Origin of the sequence: Pimelobacter sp. 30-1 (genome assembly GCF_018831735.1) — a bacterium.
In the GTDB taxonomy this organism is placed as follows: domain Bacteria; phylum Actinomycetota; class Actinomycetes; order Propionibacteriales; family Nocardioidaceae; genus Nocardioides.
The window spans coordinates 211,272-231,628 of record NZ_NHTS01000007.1; the positions used below are offsets into that span (position 1 = coordinate 211,272).

A 20,357-nucleotide genomic window follows, 5' to 3' on the forward strand; every position below is an offset into this window, starting at 1 on the left:
ACTCAGCCGGTCTGCTCGTCGACGATCTCGGCGTCGACCGCGTCGTCGGAGCCGAGGGCCTCGAAGTCGAACGTCAGCTCGTCGCGCTCGAGGTCGGCGAGCGCGGAGAACTCCGACGAGGTCAGCGCGCGCGGGACCTCCTCGACCTCCTTGGGCGCCTCGATGGTCGCGACCGGGTCGGCGGCGTTGAGCTTGCGTGCCGCGGGGAGCACCGAGCGCTCCAGGGAGCCGGTGAAGGCGTTGTAGTCCTTGACGCTGCGCTGGAGCGAGCGGCCGAGCTTGTCGACGTGCTCGGAGAGCTTGAGGATGCGGCGGTAGAGCACCTGGCCGAGCTCGAAGAGGACCTGGGCGTCCTCGGTGAGCGCCTCCTGCTTCCAGGTGAAGGCGACCGTCTTGAGCATGCTCCACAGGTTGGTGGGCGTGGCCAGCACGATGCCGCTGGCGAAGGCGTGCTCCATCAGCGAGGGGTCGACGTCGATCGCGGCGTTGAGCAGCTGCTCGTTGGGGATGAACGCGACGGTGAACTCGGGGCTCACGTTGAGGCCGGTCCAGTAGCCCTTGCGGGCCAGGGTGTCGACGTGGCCGCGGACCTTGCGGGCGTGGTCCTCGAGGAGCCGCTGACGGGTCTCGGGCTCGATGCCCTCGCGCTGGGCGTCCATGAACGCGTTGTAGGGGACCTTGGCGTCGATCGCCATCTGCTTGCCGCCGGGCAGGTTGATGACCATGTCGGGACGGCGGTGGCCGGAGTCGGCCTCGACGGAGTGCTGGAGCTCGAAGTCGACCCGGTTGAGCAGACCCGCGGTCTCGACCAGCGTGCGCAGCTGGGTCTCGCCCCAGGCACCGCGGACGGCGTTGTTCTTGAGCACCGAGGCCAGGGTGTCGGCGGCCTTGCGGGAGTCCTCGACGGAGCGCTGGGTGTGCTTGATCTGGGTGGCGAGCTCGGTGTGCTGCTGGACGCGCGCCTTCTCGAGGTCGTCGACCTTCTGCTGCATCGAGCGCAGGTGCTCGACGACCGGCGTCAGCGTCTTGAGGACCTGGGTCTGGCCGGCCTCGTTGGCCTCGCGCTCGCGCTGGGCCTGGCGCTGCTGGTCGAGGAGCGCGCGGTACTGGCCGCGCGCCTCGTCGACCGCGACCCGCAGCTCGTCGACCGTGGCCAGCGCCCCGGTCAGCTCGGACTGGACGGCGGCCCGGGCCGCGGACTCCTCGGCCCGGGCCCGCGCGACCTGGGCCTCGCCCTGGATCTCGGCGCGCTCGACCTCGTGGCGCAGCGCCGCGAGCGCGGACTCGTGGGTCGCCCGCACCTGGGCCAGCGCCGCCTCGTGCCGCTCGGCGACCACCTCGGGCGCCTCGCCGGGCGCGACGTCGGGGGCGGCCGGCGCGGTGGCCTGGCGCACCAGCCAGCCGACCCCTGCACCGAGCAGGAGTCCGACGAGGAGGGCGAGGAGAACGGCCATGGGAGCAGTCAAACAGCAGGGCCCGACAGAACCCCGAGGGGCTCGCCGGTGAGCGGCCGATCAGGCGTAGCGGACGGTCCGCTCGGCGCGGGTCCAGCCGTAGAGCGCGAGTCCGCCGGCCTCGGCCATCCGCACCGAGAGCCCGGTGGGGGCCCCGACCGCGACGAGGGCGCCGATCCCGCTCGCGACGGCCTTCTGGACCAGCTCGAACCCGGCCCGGCCGCTGATCACGAGGACCGCCTCGGCCGACGGTGCGCCGGTGAGCAGGCGCGCGCCGACGACCTTGTCGACGGCGTTGTGCCGCCCCACGTCCTCCCGTACGACGACCAGCTCGCCCGCCGCGCTGAACAGCCCGGCCGCATGCGCACTGCCGGTCTTGGCGAAGAGCTCCTGCCGGGGCCGCATCAGGTCGGGCAACGTCCGCACCAGGTCGTCCGCGGGCAGCGGCCCCGACCAGGGGAGCGAGGGCCGGCGGGCCAGCACCTCGTCGACCTCGTCGGTCCCGCACACCCCGCAGGCGGCCGACCCGGCGCTGAGCGCGTCGAGCTGGCTCGGCACCCGCGCCGGGACGGCGTCGAGGGTCACCGTGACGACGTTGAACTCCTGCTCGGGGCGCAGCTCGACGTCGGTGCAGTAGGCCACGCCCGAGGCCCGGCCCAGGCCCTCGTGGTGGACCCAGCCGGCGGCCAGCTCGAAGTCGTGACCGGGGGTGCGCAGCGTCGTCCACACCCGGCGGGCCGCGGCGCCCGGCCACGCGAGACGGATCTCGAGCGGCTCCTCGGTCAGGACCCGGTCCTCGTGGCGGCGTACGCCGGTGGCGAGGTGCTCGGCGACGCGCAGGCGCCCGGTCGGTCCGGGGCGCCGGGCCTTCATCACGCCAGCACCGCCCGGCGTCGCCGCAGCTCGTCGAGGCGGTCGGTCAGGCGCCGGCGCACGGCGCCCGGCAGGTCGCCGTCGAGCGCGGCCAGCGCGGCCGCCTCGGTCGCGTCGTCGAGGTGGGTGATGGGGAAGAACGCTTCGATCACGTCGCCCTGGACCCAGCCCTGGTGCGCCTCGATGAGGGTCCCGAGCTGGGTGAAGTAGGCGCGCGCGTAGTGCTCGGTCAGCGCGCGCTGGTCGGCGCGCCACAGACCCGCCCCCGCGGCCTTGACCTCGTAGTTGGGCACCTCGATCTCGCCGGTCGCGCGGGCCCAGGCGAACTCCTTGGCCTCGGTGGCGGGCAGCGAGGCCACGGCCCGCGCGTGGTGGACCTTGGCCGCGCCCGTCGGCTCGGTGGCCAGGGCGGCGTCGAGGGCGCCCTGGTCGGTGGCGCCGATCTCGGCGAGGCGGCGGCGGGCCTTCCAGCGCAGGTCGACGTCGGCGGCGATGCCGGGGAGCACGTCCTCGCCGGCCGCCCAGCGCTCGAGCTCGGCCGCGTCACCCGCGGAGAGCACGGTCGCCCGGAACGCCGAGAGCTGCAGCTCAGAGCCCTCGGGCGCGGCCTCGGCCGCGGCCCGGACGGCGGCGTGGAAGCGCTCGGTGGTGCCGTCGGGCGCCAGGGGGAGCACGGTCTCGAGCACCCACGGGAGCAGGTTGCGGGCGCCGTCGGAGGTGTCCTCCACCGGCGGCGCGGCCGCCAGCAGGTCGGCGACCTGGGGGAGCGTCAGCGCGCCCTCGAAGAGGCCGAGCCGGACGCTGTTCCACATCGTCGCGCGCAGCTGGGGGTCGGTGATCCCGGGCGCGAGCGCCGGCAGGGCGGCCATGGTCAGGGCGTCGGGCGGGCAGACCGCCCAGGTGGTCTCGGCCGCGTCGAGCAGGACCGGGGCCTCGCCCACCGCGAGCGGGGTCTCGGCACCGTCGACGACGAACGCCTGCTGGGTCCACCCGTCGGGACCGTGGACGGCGACCTGGAGCTGGTGCCGGCGCTCGGCCGGGTGGGCCGCCGGCGAGGTCCGCCGGACGACGCCCGCGCTGCGGTCGAGGTCGAGCCGGTCGGCTCCGGGCGTCAGCAGCCAGTCCTTGACGAAGCCGTCGAGGGTCGCGCCACCGGCGGCCCGCTCCCAGCTCGCGAACAGATCGTGCATGGTGGCGTTGCCGAAGCGGTGCAGCTCGAAGTGCTCGCGCACGCCGCCGAGGAAGGCGTCGTCGCCGAGCCGGATCGCGAGCTGGCGCAGGACGTTGGCGCCGCGGGCGTAGGAGATGCCGTCGAAGTTCTGGAGCGCCGAGAGCGCGTCGGGGGCGGCGTTGCCGGCGACCGGGTGGGTGGTGGGGCGCTGGTCGGCGGTGATGCCCCACGTGCGGCGGGCGTAGGAGTCGTGGACCGGCGCGTCGGCGTACTCGGTGGCGTCGGTGATGACGCGACGGCCCATGTACTCGGCGAACGATTCGTTGAGCCACAGGTCGTCCCACCACGCCGGGGTGACGATATTGCCGAACCACTGGTGGGCCATCTCGTGGGCGATGAGGTTGGCGCGGAAGCTGCGGTCGGCCCGGGTCGAGCTGGACTCGAACAGCAGGGGGTCGCGGATGGTGATGCAGCCGGGATTCTCCATCGCGCCCGCGTTGAACTCCGGCACGAACGCCTGGTGGTAGTCGCCGAACGGGTAGCGGATGCCGAACAGCCGGTGCAGCTCGTCGAACGACTGCCGGGTCAGCGTGAACAGCTCGCCGGCCTCGCGGTCGAGCGTCGCGGCGAGGCTCTGGCGGGCGCTGAGGCCGAGCGGGATGCCGTCGTGCTCGTCGCGCAGCACGTGGTACGGCCCGGCCACGACGGTCACGAAGTAGGTCGCCAGGGGCGGCGTGGGGCCGAGCTCCCAGCGCTTCGTCGTCCCCTCGCTGCCGATCTCGCGGGCGGGCGCGTTTCCGACGACGAGCCAGTCGGCCGGCGCGGTGACCCGCATCGTGTACGGCGCCTTGAGGTCGGGCTGGTCGAAGCAGGCGAACACCGACGGCGCGGCGTCCATGAACGACATGCCGTAGACGTAGGCGCGCCCGTCGGCCGGGTCGACCGAGCGGTGCAGCCCCTCGCCGTCGTGGCGGTAGGACATGGTCGCCTCGACCACGAGCTCGTGCTCGCCCGCGGACAGGTCGAGCGGCACCCGGCCGTCGGCGAGGAGACCGGTGTCGAGCGGCGCCCCGTCGAGCCGTACGGCGTGCAGCGCCGTGGGCTTCACGTCGACGAACGTCGTGGTGCTCGTCTCGCTGCGGAACCGGATGGTGGTGCGGGAGACGAAGACGTCGTCGGCTCCGCTGAGGTCGAGGTCGACGTCGTAGGAGGCGACGTCGAGGACGCTCGCGCGGTGCTCGGCTTCGGCGCGGGTGAGGCTCATCCCGCCAGCCTAGAACCCGCCCGCGGGCCTGGTGGTTGTGGGAGGGTTCGGGCCATGCGTCCGTGGACCCAGGTGCCGCCCCAGCCGGGCCGGCGGTTCGTCATCACCGGCTCGAACGGCGGTCTCGGCCTCGAGACCGCCCGGATCCTGGGCTCGCGCGGCGCCGAGATCGTGATGGCCTGCCGCAGCGTCGACAAGGGCGAGGCGGCGGCCCGGACGGTGCCCGGCCACGACAAGGGGCGGGTCGAGGTGCGCCAGGTCGACGTCAGCGACCTGGCGTCGGTCCGGGCGTTCGCGGCGGGGCTGCGCGAGGACGGGCGTCCTGTCGACGTGCTCGTCAACAACGCCGGGGTGCTCGGCGTACCGCTGGGGCGCTCGGCGGAGGGCGTCGAGATGCACCTGGCGACCAACTACCTCGGGCACTTCCTGCTCACCCAGGAGCTCCTTCCGCTGCTCACCGACCGGGTCGTGATGGTCAGCTCGCGCGAGCACCGCTCGGGCGCGCTCGACCTCGACGACCTCGGCTGGGAGCGGCGGCCGTACCGGCCGTTCCAGGCTTACGGCGACTCCAAGCTCGCCGACCTGCTCTTCATGCGCGAGCTCGACCGCCGCTTCGCCGCGGAGGGCTCGGCGTTGCGTGCCGTCGCCGCGCACCCGGGAGCGTCCGCCACCAAGATCACCGGCGGCTCGGGCAACCCCGTGGTCACCGCCATCGGCTACTACGGCCAGAAGCTCGTCGGCATGCCCGCCTGGCGCGGCGCCCTGTGCACGGTCTACGCCGCGACGATGGACGTCCCGAGCGGGACCTACATCGGCCCCCACGGGGTCACCGAGCTGTGGGGCTGGCCCGCGCCCGCGCGGATGTCGCCGAAGGCCGACGACCCCGCGCTGGCGCAGGCGCTGTGGGAGCGCTCGGTCGAGCTCAGCCGACCTTGATGCTCTCGAAGGTCACCGGGGTCTTCGGGCGGCCGCCGCCGCTCTGGGCCCAGAAGCCGTCGTTGCCCGACGCGGTGGCCTTCTTGAGCGTCTCGAGGGACGCCGCGTCGAGGTGGCCCCACACCGTGTACGACGGCGGGAACTGCGAGTCGCCGAAGACGATGAAGAACTGCCCGCCACCCGAGTCCGGCTGCCCGGTGTTGGCCATCGCGAGCGTGCCTGCCGGGTAGGTCTCGGTGCCGTCGACCTCGTCGGGGATCGTGTAGCCGGGACCGCCCATGCCGGTCTTCTCGTCGGGCTGCGCGGCCTTCGGGTCGAAGTACGGGTCACCGCACTGGAGGAACTCGAAGCCCGGGTCGTTGCCCTGGCGGTGGCACGAGGTGTTGTCGTAGTAGCCCTGCTCGGCCAGCGACGCGAACGACGCGACGGTGCACGGCGCCTTGTCGGCGTCCAGGGTCACCTTGAGCTCGCCGACCGACGTCTGGAGGACGGCCGGGACCTCGCCGGTGAGGTCGGTGGTCGCCGGCGGCGGGGTGACGTCGCGCGCGGGGTCGCCGGACTCGACGTACTTGCAGGACGTGCCCTTCTCGGGGTCCTTCGCGGCCTTGGGCGAGTCGTCCTCCCCGCAGGCGGAGAGCGTGGCGAGCAGCAACAGGGCCGGGACTCCGGCGAGCAGGCGAGAACGCATGGGGCGCATCGTACGCAGCGGACCTGAGTGCTCCGGGGCTACGTTGGCTCCATGGACCTCGGCATCCACTACGCCACCTTCACCCACCCGCAGTGGCAGACCACGCTCGCCGACCGGATCGCCGCCACCGCGAAGGTCGCCGACGAGGGCGGCATCGCCCTGTTCACCGTGATGGACCACTACTTCCAGATGGAGATGGCCGGCGGTCCCGCCGAGCCGATGCTGGAGGGCTACACCACCCTCGGGTACGTCGCCGCGCTGACCGAGCGCATCGACCTGGGCCTGTTCGTCACCGGCGTCACCTACCGGCACCCGGGCCTGCTGGCCAAGGTCGTCACCACCCTCGACGTCCTCTCGCACGGGCGGGCCTGGCTCGGCATCGGCGCGGCCTGGTACGACCGGGAGCACGCCGGGCTCGGCGTACCGTTCCCGCCGATGGCCGAGCGCTTCGAGCGCCTGGAGGAGACGCTGCGCATCTGCCGGCAGATGTGGAGCGACGACGACGGCCCGTTCGAGGGCGAGCACTACCGCCTGGCCGAGACGATCTGCGTGCCGCCCGCCGTACGGGGGCGGGTGCCGGTGGTCATCGGCGGCTCCGGGGAGCGCAAGACGCTGCGCCTGGTCGCCCACTACGGCGACGCCTGCAACCTCTTCACCGGCGAGGGCCCCGACGGCGTCGCCCACAAGCTCGACGTCCTGCGCCGCCACTGCGACGACGCCGGGCGCGACTACGACGAGATCCGCAAGACCATCCTGTGGTTCGGCGACCCGGTCGCCGAGCCGGACCGGTTCGCGCGCGAGATGGAGCAGTACGCCGCGCTCGGCGTCACGCTCACCTCGATGATGCCGCCGACCGACGACCCGGAGGGATGGGCGGTCGACCTGGTCGAGCAGGCCCTGCCGCGCGTCAGGGAGCTGTGACCCGGCGGCCGCCGGCCACCGCGGTCACGGCCGCGCCGAGGGCGAGCGCCGCGAGCACCAGCCAGCGGACGGACGCCACGGTCACGTCGGACCGACCCGCGCCGAAGAGACCGAGACCGGCGACCAGGCACCACCAGGCGCCGAAACCGGCGGCCAGCGCCGCGGCCACGGCCACCGCGCGGCGGCGACGTTCGGGCCGGTAGGTCAGCAGCGACCAGGCCGCTGCGAGCACGGACAGCGCGGCCCCGCGAGCCCGCGGCGACCAGCTCGGCCGCTCGTACCCGACCCGCGCTCACCGGTGCCCGCCCGCGATCCGCGCGTTGATCCGGCGCAGCACCCAGGCCGGCGCCAGCCCCGACGACGCCATGAGCACCTTGGCCTGCGTCCCGACCGCGCGGTGCACGGGCTGCGGGAGCCGGTGGGCGCCGACGACGTCGAGGACCTCGCGGGCGACGTCGTCCGCGGTGAGCCGGACGCCGAGGGCGCGGGTGGAGGCGATGTCCATGTCGCTGGTCATCTCGGTGCTGACGAAGAGCGGCCAGACCGCGCGGACGGTGATGTCGTCGGCGGCCCACTCCAGGTCGAGCGCCTCGGTCAGGCCGCGGACCGCGAACTTCGTCGCCGAGTACGTCGCCAGCTCGGGCTGGCCGTAGATCGCGCTGGCCGAGGCCAGGTTGACCACGTGGGCGCCGGGGGTGGCGCGCAGGTAGGGATGGGCGACGTGGCAGCCGTTGAGGACGCCCTTGACGTTGACGTCGACGATCCGCTGCTGGGCGTCGAGGGGGATCTCGGCGAACGGGCCGCTGCGCAGGATCCCCGCGTTGTTGACGAGGACGTCGAGGGTGCCGCCGGTGCGCTCGGTCAGCTCGGCGAGGCGCTGCTCCCAGGCCGTGGCGTCGCGGACGTCGAGCTCGCCGGTGACGATGCCGTCGAGCTCGCCGGCAAGGGTGGCGAGCCCGGCGGCGTCCACGTCGTACGCGCCGACGAGGTAGCCGGCGGCGTGGAAGCGTTCGGCGACGGCCCGGCCGATGCCGGCCGCGGCTCCGGTGACGACGACACTGCGCTGGCTCATGCAGCGCAGTATCGCCGACCGGGGGTCAGGCGCCGACCAGCGCGGCGAAGTCGGCGGGCAGCTCGTGGTCCTCGAGGACGCGCATCTCGATCGGGCCGCCGCTGTAGGAGTCCTCGCCGATGATCATGAGCTCCTCGTCGAAGGACCAGAAGATCACGTTGCGCATCCGGATCAGGTAGTTCTTGTCGGCCTCGGCGAAGTCGCCCGCCATCGGGTGCTGCACCATGAGCGCGCCCGGCTGGATCATCGTCAGGTTGCCCTCGATGACGATGCAGTGGTCGTCGACGACCATCCGCTCGCAGAAGAACTCCAGGACGTGGCCGTTGTGCTCGACCAGGTTGCGGTAGTACGCCGCGACGCCCTCGCGGGTCTTGGGCCCGACATCGCCCGAGAGCTCCCAGAAGTGGTAGTTCGTGGCCTCGCCGAGCGTCCCGACCAGCGTCTCCAGGTCGCCGTCGCGCTCGGCGGCCGCGTGGACCCGCATCCGCTCCAGCATCGTGCGCTGGCGCGGGGACTCGGTGGCCGCGAGCCGCTCGGTGATGAGGTCGACGAGGTGGTTGCGGTTGAGCTCGATCATGGGTGCTGCCTTTCGGTGGGGTGGAGCGCGAGCCGGCCGTGGGCGGCGAAGGACGCCTCCCGGGCGGTGCGGTCGGCCGCGGTGAAGGGGCGGTAGCCGTCGGGGGTGGCGTGCAGGACCTGGTCGTCGGTGAGCCAGGCCTCGCCGCGCAGCACCTGCTTGTCGAGCTTGCCGGTGCCGGTCAGGGGCAGGTCCTCGACCACGCGCACCAGGCGCGGACGCCACTTGGTGCCGAGGTCGGGCTGCTCGTCGAGGAAGCGGTCGAGCGCGGCGGCCTCCAGGCTCTCGCCGGGCACGAGCAGGAGGGACGCCATCACCTCGTCGCCCGTGCGCGGGTCCGGTACGCCGTACACGACCGCGGTGGCGACAGCCGGGTGCCGAGCGAGGATCCGCTCGATCGGCGCGGTCGCGAAGTTCTCGCTGTCGACCCGGATCCAGTCCGAGCTGCGCCCGGCGAACCAGAAGTGCCCCTCGGCATCGGCGTAGGCGAGGTCGCCGGTCCAGAAGTCGCCGTCGCGCACCTTGGCGGCCATGGCCGCGGGGTTGTTGTAGTAGCCCTCGAAGCGGGCCGCGCCGCCGCGCACCACGATCTCGCCGATCGCCTCGGCGGCGTTGAGGAGCCGGCCGTCCGGGCCGAAGGCGGCGGGCGGGCACACCGTCCCGGACGCGCCGACGATCTCCAGGCCCATCTGGGGATCGGGCCGGCCGAGCGCACCCGGGGGAGTGTCGGGGCTGCGCAGGATCGCGCAGACGCCCTCGGACGAGCCGTAGGACTCGACGACGCGGCAGCCGAAGCGCCGGACGAACTCCTCGCGGTCCCGCGTCGACGCCTCGGTCCCGAAGCCGTAGCGGAGCCGGGTGCGGCCCTCGCGCGGGTCCTCGGGCTGGGCGAGGACGTAGGACAGCGCCCGGCCGACGTAGTTGAAGAACGTCGCCCCGAAGCGCTCGACGTCGGGCAGGAAGCCCGAGGCGGAGAACCGATCGCGCATGGCCAGCGTGCCGCCGACGACGAGGATCGGCGCCCATGCGGCCATGAGGGCGTTGCCGTGGAAGAGCGGCATCGCGTTGTACGCGACGTCCTCGCGGGTCAGCCCGTGCCGGTTGAGCTGACCGATCACCGCGAGCCGGAACGACGAGCAGACGACCGCCTTGGGCGCGCCCGTCGAGCCGGACGTGAAGAGCAGGAGCAGCACGTGCTCGGTGCCCGGGGGAGCGGTGGTGGCGACGGGGTGCTCCTCCGCTGCGGCGATCGCGTCCCGGTAGCGCTCGCCGTGCAGGTCGAGGACGTCGACCCCGGCGGTGTCCACACCGTCGAGGAGGGCGCGGTGCTCGGGCCCGACGAGGAGGGTCTGGCAGTCGGTGGCGCGGATGTCCGCGGCGAGCTCGGCCCCGCGCCGGGTCGGGTTGACCCCGACGACGGTGGCGCCGCACAGCGCGGCGCCGGCGATGAGCAGGAGGTACTCCGGGTCGTTGTCCATGAGCACGCCGACGTGCCAGGGACCGGGGCGCCGCAGCGCGGTGAGGGCTCCGGCCCGGACCTGTGCCGCGGCGACGAAATCCCGCCACGTCAGGGTGTCGTCGCCGAACAGGAGGGCAGGATGGTCGTCCTCGGCGCGCGCGAGCAGCAGCTCCGCGACCGAGCCGTGGGGGAACGAAGGTGTCACGCGTGCTCCTGGGTGATCCGCTTCACATTGCGTTGCGGAACGAAACATAAATAGACTCCGCCCTACCGTCAAGGGTCTGGTGATCTGAGGAGGTACCCATGAGCGAGGCAGCAGCCGCCGCCGGCCGTCCGCGCGACAGCCGGATCGACGAGGCCGTGCTCGTCGCCACGCGCGAACTCGTCGCCGAGCTCGGGTACGCCGACCTGACCTTCCGCGCGATCGCCCAGCGTGCCGGGACGTCGGTGCCCGCCATCCGCCGGCGCTGGGCCTCCAAGGCCCACCTCGTGCACGAGGCGGTCTACCCCACCGACGCCGTCGGCGCCCCGACCGGGGCCGCCGACCTGCGCGCGGAGGTCCGCGCGGTCGTCGAGCGCTGCCTGGCGATCGTCGGCTCGCCCGCGGGCCGGCGCGCGACCCCGGCGCTGATGAGCGAGATGATGGCCGACCACGCGCTCGAGCAGGAGCTCAGCGCCCGGCTGCTGGCCTCCGGCTGGGAGTCCCTGGCCGGCCGGCTGGCCGAGGCGTCGGAGCGCGGCGAGGCGCGACCCGACATCGACCTGGGTGTGTTCGTCGAGATGGTCTTCGGGGCCACGCTGGTCGCGATGGTCCTACGCGGGCACGACGCCGTGGACGACGCCTGGGTCGAGGGGCTCGTCACCGCGGTCGTCGACGGCCTGCGGGTGCGCTGAGCCGACCGCCGGATCGCGCCCGCCTGTCGGCGGCGCGCTCTAGGGTCGGGTCATGGCGATCATCCACCGCGCGACGCTGACCCCGAGCAAGGCCGAGCTGCTGTCCGGCTGGCTCGCCGTGGACGTCGAGGTCCTCGGCGCCTTCCGGTACGACGACCCGGCCGGCGAGGTCGGCGTCGAGGCGTTCCTGCTCCGCGTCGGCGACCAGGTGCGCCACGTGCCGCTGACCTACCGCGGCGCGCCCCACGAGAGCGCGACGCTCGTCGGCACACTGGAGCACTCGGTGCTCGGCACCCGCTGGGTCTACGACGGCACGACCGACCCGGTCGCGCTCGGCTGCTACGAGCGCGCGCTGGCCGGCGAGCAGGAGCAGGCCGTGCTCGAGCTCTGGGACGCCGGCGAGCTGGTCGACCGGCTGCCCGGCTCGGTCGTCGTACGGCGTGAGGGGGAGGGGGCCGGCGCCCGCCTGGTCGCGACCTGGGACGGCGGCTCGCTGGTGGTCGCCGGTGACTGACCTGGCCGACCAGGCCGATCTGGCGCACCTCGACGCCGCCACCGCGCTGCTCCGCGCCCGCCTCGCGGACGTCGCCCCGGACCAGTGGGATGCGCCGTCACCGTGCGAGGGCTGGACCGCGCGCGACGTCGCCGAGCACGTCATCGGCGACGCCGTCCGCTACCGGCTCTGGGTGATCGGGGCGCCGGCCGAGGAGGTGACCGCCTCCCGGGCGCTGACCTTCCTGGGCGACGACCCGGTCGCCGCGCTCGACGAGATCCAGGGTGCGCTGCGCGCCGCGTTCGCCGAGCCGGGTGCGCTCGACCGCACGGCGCGCCACTCCGCGGGCGACATCACCGGCCGCGACCTGCTCGAGCTGCGCCTCCTGGAGCAGACCCTGCACGCCTGGGACATCGCGGTCGCAACCGGGTCCGACCCGGCCCTGGGCGACGACCTCTGCGCCCGGCTGATCGGGTCCGCGGCGACGATCGAGCGGCTGCGCGGGCACGGCTACTACGGGCCGGCGACGGCGCTGGCCGGTCCCGGCGACAGCCTCCAGGACCGGCTGCTGCGGCTGGCCGGACGGCGCTGAGCGCTCAGAGCATCACGATCGCGACGACCACGCCGGCCGCCACGACGGCCGCCCGGAAGACCCCCGACGGCAGCCGCCGCCCGATCCGCGCGCCGAGGTAGCCACCGCCGATCGAGCCGGCCGCGAGCAGCCCGACGGCCGCCCAGTCGAGGTCGGCGACAACGACGAAGATCAGCCCCGCCACGACATTGCCGGCCAGGAGCGAGAGGGTCTTGAGCGCGTTGACCACGCGCAGCTCGACGTCCGTTCCGATGCCCAGGACCGCCACCATCATCACGCCCGCTCCGGCGCCGAAGTAGCCGCCGTAGATGCCGGTCAGGCCGGCGAAAACCGTGGTCAGCGGCGACAGGTGGTGGCGGGGTCCGTCCTCGGCGTCGCGGTAGCGGGCGAGCCCGCGCGCGATCCACGGCTGCGCGCCGACGAGGCCGCACGCGAGCAGGATCAGCCACGGCACCGCGGTCTCGAAGGCCGCGGCCGGCAGGGCCAGGAGCAGGATCGCGCCCACGACGGCGCCCAGCGCGCAGCAGGCCAGGACGACGCGGGTGACCCGGGGGTGCTCGCGCAGCTCGGCGCGGTAGCCGAAGGAGCCACTCAGCCCGGCCGGGATTAGCCCGACCGTGTTGGAGGCGTTGGCGACGACCGGCGGCAGCCCGAGCGCCACCAGGACGGGGAAGCTCAGCAGCGAGGCGACGCCGACGGTCGAGCTGAGGATGCCCGCGCCGAAGCCGGCCGCCAGGACGGCGAGCTGCTCGAGGCCGCTCACCCGTCGGTACGGATCAGGGCGACGTCGCTGACCAGACCGATGTGGGCGTGCATCGCGGCCGCGGCCGCCGCGGGATCGCCGGCCGCGATCGCGTCGGCGATGCGCCGGTGACCGGCGAGCGAGGCGTGCGGGCGCTCGGGCTGGGAGAGCGACTCGAGCCGGGTCTCGCGCACCAGCGGGCCGATCTCGAGCATGAGCCGGGCCAGGAGCGCGGAGTGGCTGGCCGCGGTGACGGCGGCGTGGAAGCGCTCGTCGCCCTCGACCCCGCGCCCGCCCGCGGCGACGTCGGTCTCCATGGCGGCGATCGCGGCCTCGATCTCGGCCAGGTCCGTGTCCGTACGGCGCTCGGCCGCCAGCGCCGCGATCTTGGTCTCCAGCGCGTCGCGAGTCTCGATGATCTCGGGCAGCCGGTCGGCGTGGGCGCGGATCGCCTGGGCGATCGTGCCCTCGGTGGGCCGGGTGAGCACGGTCCCGTCGCCGTGCCGGACGGTGACGACGCCGACGACCTCGAGCGCGACGAGCGCCTGGCTGAGGGTGGCCCGGCTGACGCCGAGCTGCTGGGCGAGCTCGCGCTCGGGCGGGAGCCGGTCGCCGACGGCGAGCCCGGTGGCGGTGATCCACTCGGTGATCTGCTCGGCGACCTGCTCGTACAGGCGGGTCCGGGTCACCTTCGGGGGGAGCGGTCGTCCGTCGGCCATGTCCGCATCCTATTGACAGCCGGCGACATTGTCCTATTGGCTAGGCCACTGATCCAACCTCCCAGCCGGTTGGGTCGGTGCCGGGCTCGCCGGCGTGCACGGGAGAGGTGGACCACCATGGGAGCTGACCAGGCCGCACGGCCGGACGTCGAGGGCTTTCCGTCGTCGCTGTCAGGACCGCTGTCCGACGTCCTGGTGGTCGACCTCTCCCGCGCGCTGGCGGGCCCGCACGCCACGATGATGCTGGGCGACCTCGGCGCCCGGGTCGTCAAGGTCGAGGCGCCCGGCCACGGCGACGACACGCGCGGGTGGGGGCCGCCGTTCGTCACGCCCGACGGGGGAGGGGAGCGGGAGTCGACGTACTTCCTCTCCGCCAACCGCAACAAGGAGTCGATCGCGCTCGACCTCAAGGACCCCGCCGACCGTGCGGTCCTGCTCGACCTGGTCGACCGTGCCGACGTCATCGTCGAGAACTTCCGGACCGGCGTGCTCGAGCGCCTCGGGCTCGGCCTGGACCGGCTCCAGGAGCGCAACCCGCGCCTGGTCGCCCTCTCCATCACCGGCTTCGGCCACGACGGCCCCGAGGGCGGTCGGGCCGGCTACGACCAGATCGCCCAGGGCGAGGCGGGTCTGATGTCGCTGACCGGCTCCGGTCCCGAGGACCCGCAGCGGGTCGGGACGCCGATCGCCGACGTCCTCGCCGGCATGTACGGCGCTTACGGCGTCCTCGCCGCGCTCCACGAGCGCGAGCGGACCGGCCGCGGGACCGTCGTACGGACCTCGCTGCTGGCGGCGGTCGTCGGAGTCCACGCCTTCCAGGGCACCCGCTGGACCGTCGGCGGCGAGCTCGGCCAGGCCCAGGGCAACCACCACCCGTCGATCGCGCCCTACGGGCTGTTCCGCTGCTCCGGCGGCGCCGTGCAGATCGCGGTCGGCTCCGAGGCGCTGTGGGCCCGCTTCTGCGCGGCCTTCGACCTCGACCCGGCCCAGGAGGGCTTCACGACCAACCCCGAGCGGGTGAGCCGGCGGGCCGAGACGATCGCGCTCGTCGAGGGCGTCTTCGCCGACTGGGACGCCGAGCAGCTGCTCGCCAAGCTCGCCGACGCGGGCATCCCGGCGGGCAAGGTGCGCACCCTCGACGAGGTCTACGACTGGGACCAGACCGCCAGCCAGGGACTGCTGCTCGACGTCGAGCACGCCACCCTCGGCACGGTCACCCTGCCGGGTCCGCCGCTGCGCTTCTTCGGCGCCGACGGCGCCGAGCAGACGCCCACCGGGCACCGGGCGCCGCCGACGCTCGACCAGCACGGCACCGCCGTCCGCGACTGGGTGCGGGGCGAGGCGTGAGCGCCCGGCTCGGCGCCCGGGACCTGCTCGACCTCGTCCTCGAGCCCGGGACCTTCACCTCCTGGGACGCGCCCGTCGACATCAGCGCTCACCCCGAGGCCTACCAGGCCGAGCTGCGCGCGGCCGCCGAGAAGGCGGGCACCGACGAGTCCGTGCTCACCGGCCGCGGCCTGGTGCACGGGCGTCCCGTCGCGGTCGTCGTCAACGAGTTCCGCTTCCTGGCCGGCTCGATCGGGCGGGCCGCGGCGCAGCGCATCGTGGCCGCCGTACGCCGGGCGACCGCCGAGGGCCTGCCCCTCCTGGCGGCCACCGCCTCGGGCGGCACCCGGATGCAGGAGGGCACCCCCGCCTTCCTGCAGATGGTCGAGATCTCCCGCGCGCTGATGGACCACCGTGCCGCGGGCCTGCCCTACCTGGCGTACCTGCGCCACCCGACGACCGGCGGGGTGTTCGCGTCCTGGGGCTCGCTGGCCCACGTCACGGTCGCGGAGCCCGGCGCGCTCGTCGGCTTCCTCGGTCCCAAGGTCTACGAGGCGCTCAACGGCAAGCCGTTCCCGCCCGGCGTCCAGGTCGCGGAGAACCTCGTCGCCAAGGGCATCATCGACGCGGTCGTCCCGACCGAGCACCTGCCCGCGCTCGTCGACCGGACGCTCCACGTCCTCGTCGACGCCCCCACCGCACCGGCCCTGCCGCGACGCGAGGGCGACCTGGTCGAGCGCGACGCCTGGGACAGCATCGTGGCCACGCGCGCGTCCGGCCGGGCCGGCGTCCGCGACCTCCTGCGCCACGGCGCGACCGAGCGGGTGCGGCTCTACGGCACCGACGAGGGCGAGCGGGACTCCTCCGTCCTCGTCGCGCTCGCCCGGATCGACGGCCAGCCCTGCGTCGTCGTCGGCCAGGACCGCGCCCGCCAGAGCGAGACCCAGCCCCTCGGACCGGCCGCCCTGCGGGCCGCCCGCCGCGGGATGCGGCTCGCCGAGGAGCTCCGGCTGCCCCTGGTCACCGTCATCGACACCCCCGGCGCCGAGCTCTCGCAGCGCGCCGAGGAGGGCGCGATGGCCGGCGAGATCGCCCGCTGCATCGCCACCCTGACCACCCTGAGCGTGCCGACGGTGTCGGTCCTGCTCGGCCAGGGCTGCGGTGGCGGCGCCCTCGCGCTGCTGCCGGCCCAGACGATCGTCGCGGCCGAGCGGGCCTGGCTCACCCCGCTGCCGCCCGAGGGCGCCAGCGTGATCATGCACGGGGACGTCGACCACGCGCCCGCGATGGCGCGCGCGCAGCACGTCCGGGCGAGTGACCTGCTCGCGGCAGGGAGCATCCAGGTCGTCGTACCGGAGCGGGACGGGGACTCCGCCACGGACCTCGCGGTCGCCGTCGCGGCGGAGGTCGGCCGGGTGCTGGCAGGCTTGGGCGCATGCCCGACGTCCCGCTGACCGACGACCCCCTCATCCTCGACCGCTCGCCGCTCCCCGAGGGGGTCGGCGAGCGGCTGGCCGCCCAGCTGCGGTTCGTCGCGGAGGCCGACAAGCTCAAGACGATCCTGCGTGCCTCGCCGCTGGCCGCCGCGGAGCGCCGCGAGAACGACGCCGAGCACTCCTGGCACCTCGCGCTCATGGTCGTCCTCCTCGCCGAGTACGCCGACGAGCCGATCGACGTCGGTCACGCGGTCAAGCTCGTGGTCATCCACGACCTCGTCGAGATCTACGCCGGTGACAGCCCGGTGTTCGTGCCCGGTGCCGCCGACGACCAGGCCGAGCGCGAGGAGGCCGCCGCCGAGCGGCTCTTCGGGCTGCTGCCCGCCGACCAGGCCGGCGAGATCCGCGCGCTGTGGGACGAGTTCGAGGCCGGGCGGTCGCCCGAGGCGCGCTTCGGCAAGGCGATGGACCGGCTCCAGCCGATGCTCCTCAACTGGCTCGCGCGCGGCGGCACCTGGCAGCTGCCGGGCGCCACCGAGAGCACCGTCCGGGCGCGCGAGGCCGGTGTCGTCGCGGGCTCGACCTCGCTCGGCTCCTTCACCGGGCAGCTGGTCGACGAGGGCCTGCGCCGCGGCTGGATCCGGCCGGACGAGGCGTGAGCGCCGTGCCGACCGCCGCCGAGCGCCCGGTCGCCCTGGTCACCGGATCCACCTCCGGGATCGGCGCCGCCGTCGCCCGCCGCCTCGTCGCCGACGGGTACACCGTCGTCCTGCACTCGCGCAGCTCGGTCGCCGCCGGCGAGGCGATGGCCGCCGAGCTGGGTGACGCCGTCTACGTGCAGGCCGACCTCGCCGACGAGGACGACCGCGTCCGGCTGGTCCGGGAGGCCGCCGCCCACGCCGGGCGTCTCGACGTCCTCGTCAACAACGCGGGCATCAGCCGCGTCGTCCCGCACGCCGACCTCGCCGCGGCGACTCCCGCGCTCTGGCGCGAGCTGCACGAGGTCAACGTGATCGCCCCGTTCCACCTGGTGGCCGAGGCCGAGCCGCACCTCCGCGGGGCCGCTCGCGACGGCCGCGGCCGCGCCGGGTGCGTCGTCAACATCAGCTCGCACGCGGGCGTCCGGCCCAAGGGCGCCTCGATCCCGTACGCCGCGACCAAGGCGGCGCTCAACCACACGACCCGGCTGCTCGCCGTCGCGCTCGCCCCGGAGATCCGGGTCAACGCCGTCGCCCCGGGCCTGGTCGACACCCCGCTCACCGCCGACTGGACCGCGGCCCAGGAGCTGTGGCGCGAGCGCGCGCCGATGCGCCGGGCCGCCCGTCCCGAGGACATCGCCCAGGCGGTCGCGATGCTGGTCGCGTCGGACTACCTCACCGGCGAGGTGCTCCTCTCGGACGGCGGGCTCAACCTCACCTGAGCGTCCGGTCGGGGCGCACGGCCGCGTAGACGTACATGTCGCGGCGCTCCGCGCCGACCCGCTCCCACGAGCGCAGCAGCCCCTCGCGCTCGTAGCCGCAGGCCTCGGCGGTGCGCCACGACGCCTCGTTGACCGGCTCGACGTGCAGCTGGACGCGGGCGACCTCGTCGTGGGCCAGCGCCCACGAGGTCACCGCGGCGAGCGCGGCGCGGGCGTAGCCGCGGCGGCGGTGCTGGGGCGCGATCCAGTACCCGGTCGTCGTACGGCCGGCGGGGAGGTCGGCCGTCCACAGCCCGATCTGGCCCACCCCTTCGCCGGTGACCGCGTCGGCCACCGCGAAGGAGTAGCCGACGCCCTGCGCGAGACGGTCGTGCTGCCGGCGCAGGTACGCCGCGATCGCCGCAGGGTCTGCGGTCGTGGGGACCGTCGTGATCAGCGGGATCACCGGGTCGTCGACGACCGAGGCGACCAGCGCCGCGTCGTGCTCCGCGAAGGGGCGGAGCACGACGGGCGGGTGGTCGATCCGCGGGACCGAGGTGGGGAGCAAGCGTCGTCCTGCCTGCTCAGCGGAGCGCGCCGGGCGGGCGCAGGTAGTCCGGCCTCCGGTCGAGCGCGGCGTTGCGCGCGGGCCGGACCGTGCTGTCGTCCAGACCGGCCCACTCCCGGATCTGCGCCGTCGCCGCGGCCCGCTCGGCCTCGGGCAGCTGCGCGATCCGGGCCCCGTGGGTGCCGCCCGCGACGACGTGGACCGAGCACTCGCGACGCTTGCCCGGCTTGCCGTGGTGCCCCGGCTTGGCGGGCTTGCCGCACGAGAACTGCTCGGCGCCCCAGGGGTCGTTGCCGCCGTACACGTAGAGCATCTGGGTCGACCTGGTCCGCACCCAGCGGTCGATGTCGGCCATCGCGCGCTTGTCGAAGCGGATCGGGCGCAGCTCGCGCGGCACGAAGTTCGCGCCGCCCCAGCCGCCCGGGTAGCGGAGCACGCCGGCGAGCGGCTTCTCGTACGCCTCGTACCAGCCGAGCTGGTAGGCCGCCTGGTAGTAGTACGCCAAGGTGCCGCGCAGCCCCTGGTCGAGGTAGCCGGTCAGCGGCACGACGCCCTGGGTCCAGTCCCACACCTGCTCGTTGGTCGCGTCGGGACCGGGCACGTCCGCGCACGCCGACTGCGGGGAGTACTGCCAGAACGTGAAGTAGAGATCGACGACCGCCGTCTCCATGCCCCGGTCGAGGCTGCCGAGGATCTCCCAGCCGTCACCGGTCGCCTCGGCGTCCTGCCGGGTGCGCTCGAGGAACCACGCGCGGTCGGGGCCGAGGATCCGCCGCTGGACGGCGGTCAGCGCGGCCCGGCACTGGGGATCGGTGCCGACGTTCGCGAGGAAGGTGTTGTAGGCGTCCTTGTCGTTGTCGACGTCGTTGGGCGCGACGTACGGGACGGTGCCGTCGACGTCGTCGGGGAAGAACCGGCGGTGGTAGGTCGCCGTCATCCCGCCCTTGGAGCCACCGGTGGTGATCCAGTTCTCGCGGTAGAGCCGCTGGAACGAGCGGATGATCGCGTGCTGGTCGGCCGCCGCCTGCCAGATCGTGAGCTGCTTCGGCCAGTCGGTGCGCGCCGGGATCGACGGCTCGAAGTAGCGGTACTCCATGCTGAGCTGGTTGCCGTCGACGATCTGCGTCGGCTCGCTGCGGCTGGGGTTCAGGGAGACGTTGTAGCCGCTGGTGTACATCACCATCGGGCGGCTCGTGTCCTTGTGGAGCAGCGTCAGGCGCTGCTCGAACGTGCCGGCGCGCGGGTTGCGGTGGTCGGCGGGCTGGCGGAACGTGAGCCGGAAGAACCGGTAGCCGGCCGGTGCCGTCGCCTCCGTGACCGACGTGACGCCGGGCAGCGCCGCGATCCGATCGGCGATGTCGGCGCTCGTCGCGGCGCCTGCGCTTGTGGGGGCGCTGGTGCTCGTGGGGGCGCTGGTCGCCGGGGGAGTGGCGGCACCGACCGTGAGCGTGGCCGCCAGGGCGGCGGCGAGGGCCGCGGCGAGCGCGGACCGGGTGCGGGACATGGGGGACCTCCCGAGATCGTCGGCCGCACCACCGAGTCGGTGCGGCCGGGAACGTCGATTCTGACCCGCCCGGCCGCGGACCGCCAGGGGTCGCGGGCCTCAGCCGAGGTCGTACGGCGCGCCCCGGTGCCAGCTGTCGTCCGGAGCGGTGGCAGGCGCGGGCCCGGACCAGAGCTCGACGCCGTCGAACGCGCCGCCGCAGGGCGGGTGCTCCGGTAAGGCCTCCGCGACCGCCGTGGTCAGGGCGACCAACGGCGCGCGTGCGGAGG

The 20,357-nt window shown here is 74.2% G+C and carries 21 protein-coding genes; 9 read left to right on the forward strand and 12 right to left on the reverse strand.

All coding sequences use genetic code 11. The features are described 5' to 3' along the window. Positions 1–2: 2 nt before the first annotated feature. Genes CCO04_RS19750 through pepN form a run of 3 tightly spaced genes read right to left on the reverse strand, consistent with a single transcriptional unit; the run spans position 3 to position 4,762 of the window. A complete protein-coding gene (locus tag CCO04_RS19750; protein WP_215815872.1) occupies positions 3–1,454 on the reverse strand; it encodes a DNA recombination protein RmuC in 1,452 nt (483 codons plus the stop codon). 60 nt (positions 1,455–1,514) lie between these two features. Next, the gene (locus CCO04_RS19755) at positions 1,515–2,327 is read right to left on the reverse strand and encodes a formate dehydrogenase accessory sulfurtransferase FdhD (protein ID WP_215815873.1); all 813 of its coding nucleotides are present in this window, start codon (positions 2,325–2,327) and stop codon (positions 1,515–1,517) included. Next, positions 2,327–4,762, reverse strand: coding sequence for an aminopeptidase N (gene pepN, locus CCO04_RS19760; RefSeq protein WP_215815874.1), 2,436 nt, complete (start codon positions 4,760–4,762; stop codon positions 2,327–2,329). Before pepN ends, CCO04_RS19755 begins: the two co-directional genes overlap by 1 nt. Positions 4,763–4,816: 54 nt before the next feature. On the opposite strand from pepN, the gene CCO04_RS19765 reads away from it, so the two are divergent. Beyond that, entirely contained in the window at positions 4,817–5,698 is an 882-nt protein-coding gene (locus tag CCO04_RS19765) for an SDR family NAD(P)-dependent oxidoreductase (protein ID WP_215815875.1), read from the forward strand. Here the strand turns inward: CCO04_RS19765 and CCO04_RS19770 are convergent. Further along, positions 5,685–6,386, reverse strand: a complete 702-nt coding sequence (locus tag CCO04_RS19770; protein ID WP_215815876.1) for a peptidylprolyl isomerase — start codon at positions 6,384–6,386, stop codon at positions 5,685–5,687. The two genes, CCO04_RS19765 and CCO04_RS19770, sit on opposite strands and share 14 nt — an antisense overlap. A gap of 51 nt (positions 6,387–6,437) precedes the next feature. On the opposite strand from CCO04_RS19770, the gene CCO04_RS19775 reads away from it, so the two are divergent. After that, positions 6,438–7,307, forward strand: coding sequence for an LLM class F420-dependent oxidoreductase (locus CCO04_RS19775; RefSeq protein ID WP_215815877.1), 870 nt, complete (start codon positions 6,438–6,440; stop codon positions 7,305–7,307). Here the strand turns inward: CCO04_RS19775 and CCO04_RS19780 are convergent. From CCO04_RS19780 to CCO04_RS19795, 4 genes are read right to left on the reverse strand one after another with little or no spacing between them, the layout of a single operon-like run. Then, a complete protein-coding gene (locus CCO04_RS19780) occupies positions 7,294–7,539 on the reverse strand; it encodes a hypothetical protein (RefSeq protein WP_215815878.1) in 246 nt (81 codons plus the stop codon). The two genes, CCO04_RS19775 and CCO04_RS19780, sit on opposite strands and share 14 nt — an antisense overlap. Positions 7,540–7,599: 60 nt before the next feature. Beyond that, the gene (locus tag CCO04_RS19785; protein WP_215815879.1) at positions 7,600–8,379 is read right to left on the reverse strand and encodes an SDR family oxidoreductase; all 780 of its coding nucleotides are present in this window, start codon (positions 8,377–8,379) and stop codon (positions 7,600–7,602) included. A 25-nt stretch (positions 8,380–8,404) separates the two neighbouring features. Further along, positions 8,405–8,956, reverse strand: coding sequence for a hypothetical protein (locus CCO04_RS19790; RefSeq protein ID WP_215815880.1), 552 nt, complete (start codon positions 8,954–8,956; stop codon positions 8,405–8,407). Further along, positions 8,953–10,620 carry an AMP-binding protein gene (locus tag CCO04_RS19795; RefSeq protein ID WP_215815881.1) on the reverse strand — a complete coding sequence of 556 codons (1,668 nt, stop codon included), beginning with the start codon at positions 10,618–10,620 and terminating at the stop codon, positions 8,953–8,955. Before CCO04_RS19795 ends, CCO04_RS19790 begins: the two co-directional genes overlap by 4 nt. Before the next feature lie 98 nt (positions 10,621–10,718). Here CCO04_RS19795 and CCO04_RS19800 point away from each other — a divergent pair, with 98 nt between their 5' ends. From CCO04_RS19800 to CCO04_RS19810, 3 genes are read left to right on the forward strand one after another with little or no spacing between them, the layout of a single operon-like run. Continuing rightward, on the forward strand, positions 10,719–11,309 hold the full coding sequence (locus tag CCO04_RS19800) for a TetR/AcrR family transcriptional regulator (protein WP_215815882.1): 591 nt from the start codon (positions 10,719–10,721) through the stop codon (positions 11,307–11,309). A gap of 52 nt (positions 11,310–11,361) precedes the next feature. Then, complete coding sequence (locus CCO04_RS19805; protein WP_215815883.1) at positions 11,362–11,823, forward strand: hypothetical protein; 462 nt, start codon at positions 11,362–11,364, stop codon at positions 11,821–11,823. Beyond that, the gene (locus tag CCO04_RS19810) at positions 11,816–12,394 is read left to right on the forward strand and encodes a TIGR03086 family metal-binding protein (protein ID WP_215815884.1); all 579 of its coding nucleotides are present in this window, start codon (positions 11,816–11,818) and stop codon (positions 12,392–12,394) included. Before CCO04_RS19805 ends, CCO04_RS19810 begins: the two co-directional genes overlap by 8 nt. A 4-nt stretch (positions 12,395–12,398) precedes the next feature. Here CCO04_RS19810 and CCO04_RS19815 read toward each other — a convergent pair whose 3' ends face one another. Both CCO04_RS19815 and CCO04_RS19820 read right to left on the reverse strand, forming a co-directional pair. Then, positions 12,399–13,157 carry a sulfite exporter TauE/SafE family protein gene (locus CCO04_RS19815; RefSeq protein WP_215815885.1) on the reverse strand — a complete coding sequence of 253 codons (759 nt, stop codon included), beginning with the start codon at positions 13,155–13,157 and terminating at the stop codon, positions 12,399–12,401. Next, positions 13,154–13,855, reverse strand: coding sequence for a FadR/GntR family transcriptional regulator (locus CCO04_RS19820; RefSeq protein WP_215815886.1), 702 nt, complete (start codon positions 13,853–13,855; stop codon positions 13,154–13,156). Before CCO04_RS19820 ends, CCO04_RS19815 begins: the two co-directional genes overlap by 4 nt. A gap of 117 nt (positions 13,856–13,972) precedes the next feature. On the opposite strand from CCO04_RS19820, the gene CCO04_RS19825 reads away from it, so the two are divergent. From CCO04_RS19825 to CCO04_RS19840, 4 genes are read left to right on the forward strand one after another with little or no spacing between them, the layout of a single operon-like run. Continuing rightward, positions 13,973–15,202, forward strand: coding sequence for a CaiB/BaiF CoA-transferase family protein (locus tag CCO04_RS19825; protein WP_252373570.1), 1,230 nt, complete (start codon positions 13,973–13,975; stop codon positions 15,200–15,202). Further along, positions 15,199–16,635, forward strand: coding sequence for a carboxyl transferase domain-containing protein (locus CCO04_RS19830; protein ID WP_215815887.1), 1,437 nt, complete (start codon positions 15,199–15,201; stop codon positions 16,633–16,635). Before CCO04_RS19825 ends, CCO04_RS19830 begins: the two co-directional genes overlap by 4 nt. After that, entirely contained in the window at positions 16,617–17,276 is a 660-nt protein-coding gene (locus CCO04_RS19835; protein WP_215815888.1) for an HD family hydrolase, read from the forward strand. Before CCO04_RS19830 ends, CCO04_RS19835 begins: the two co-directional genes overlap by 19 nt. Then, positions 17,273–18,037, forward strand: coding sequence for an SDR family oxidoreductase (locus tag CCO04_RS19840; protein WP_308281378.1), 765 nt, complete (start codon positions 17,273–17,275; stop codon positions 18,035–18,037). Before CCO04_RS19835 ends, CCO04_RS19840 begins: the two co-directional genes overlap by 4 nt. On the opposite strand, the gene CCO04_RS19845 is transcribed toward CCO04_RS19840, so the two are convergent. After that, positions 18,030–18,584 carry a GNAT family N-acetyltransferase gene (locus CCO04_RS19845; RefSeq protein ID WP_215815889.1) on the reverse strand — a complete coding sequence of 185 codons (555 nt, stop codon included), beginning with the start codon at positions 18,582–18,584 and terminating at the stop codon, positions 18,030–18,032. The genes CCO04_RS19840 and CCO04_RS19845 overlap by 8 nt on opposite strands. 16 nt (positions 18,585–18,600) lie before the next feature. Continuing rightward, positions 18,601–20,088 (reverse strand): S28 family serine protease, encoded by a 1,488-nt coding sequence (locus CCO04_RS19850; RefSeq protein ID WP_215815890.1) that lies wholly within the window; start codon positions 20,086–20,088, stop codon positions 18,601–18,603. Between the last annotated feature and the right edge of the window lie 269 nt (positions 20,089–20,357).

What these genes read in the sequence shown, in the direction of transcription:
- CCO04_RS19750 (WP_215815872.1), bottom strand. Translation starts at nt 1,454, where the DNA reads ATGGCCGTTCTCCTCGCCCTCCTCGTCGGACTCCTGCTCGGTGCAGGG.
- CCO04_RS19755 (WP_215815873.1), bottom strand. Translation starts at nt 2,327, where the DNA reads ATGAAGGCCCGGCGCCCCGGACCGACCGGGCGCCTGCGCGTCGCCGAG.
- pepN (WP_215815874.1), bottom strand. Translation starts at nt 4,762, where the DNA reads ATGAGCCTCACCCGCGCCGAAGCCGAGCACCGCGCGAGCGTCCTCGAC.
- CCO04_RS19765 (WP_215815875.1), top strand. Translation starts at nt 4,817, where the DNA reads ATGCGTCCGTGGACCCAGGTGCCGCCCCAGCCGGGCCGGCGGTTCGTC.
- CCO04_RS19770 (WP_215815876.1), bottom strand. Translation starts at nt 6,386, where the DNA reads ATGCGTTCTCGCCTGCTCGCCGGAGTCCCGGCCCTGTTGCTGCTCGCC.
- CCO04_RS19775 (WP_215815877.1), top strand. Translation starts at nt 6,438, where the DNA reads ATGGACCTCGGCATCCACTACGCCACCTTCACCCACCCGCAGTGGCAG.
- CCO04_RS19785 (WP_215815879.1), bottom strand. Translation starts at nt 8,379, where the DNA reads ATGAGCCAGCGCAGTGTCGTCGTCACCGGAGCCGCGGCCGGCATCGGC.
- CCO04_RS19790 (WP_215815880.1), bottom strand. Translation starts at nt 8,956, where the DNA reads ATGATCGAGCTCAACCGCAACCACCTCGTCGACCTCATCACCGAGCGG.
- CCO04_RS19800 (WP_215815882.1), top strand. Translation starts at nt 10,719, where the DNA reads ATGAGCGAGGCAGCAGCCGCCGCCGGCCGTCCGCGCGACAGCCGGATC.
- CCO04_RS19805 (WP_215815883.1), top strand. Translation starts at nt 11,362, where the DNA reads ATGGCGATCATCCACCGCGCGACGCTGACCCCGAGCAAGGCCGAGCTG.
- CCO04_RS19820 (WP_215815886.1), bottom strand. Translation starts at nt 13,855, where the DNA reads ATGGCCGACGGACGACCGCTCCCCCCGAAGGTGACCCGGACCCGCCTG.
- CCO04_RS19825 (WP_252373570.1), top strand. Translation starts at nt 13,973, where the DNA reads ATGGGAGCTGACCAGGCCGCACGGCCGGACGTCGAGGGCTTTCCGTCG.
- CCO04_RS19835 (WP_215815888.1), top strand. Translation starts at nt 16,617, where the DNA reads ATGCCCGACGTCCCGCTGACCGACGACCCCCTCATCCTCGACCGCTCG.
- CCO04_RS19850 (WP_215815890.1), bottom strand. Translation starts at nt 20,088, where the DNA reads ATGTCCCGCACCCGGTCCGCGCTCGCCGCGGCCCTCGCCGCCGCCCTG.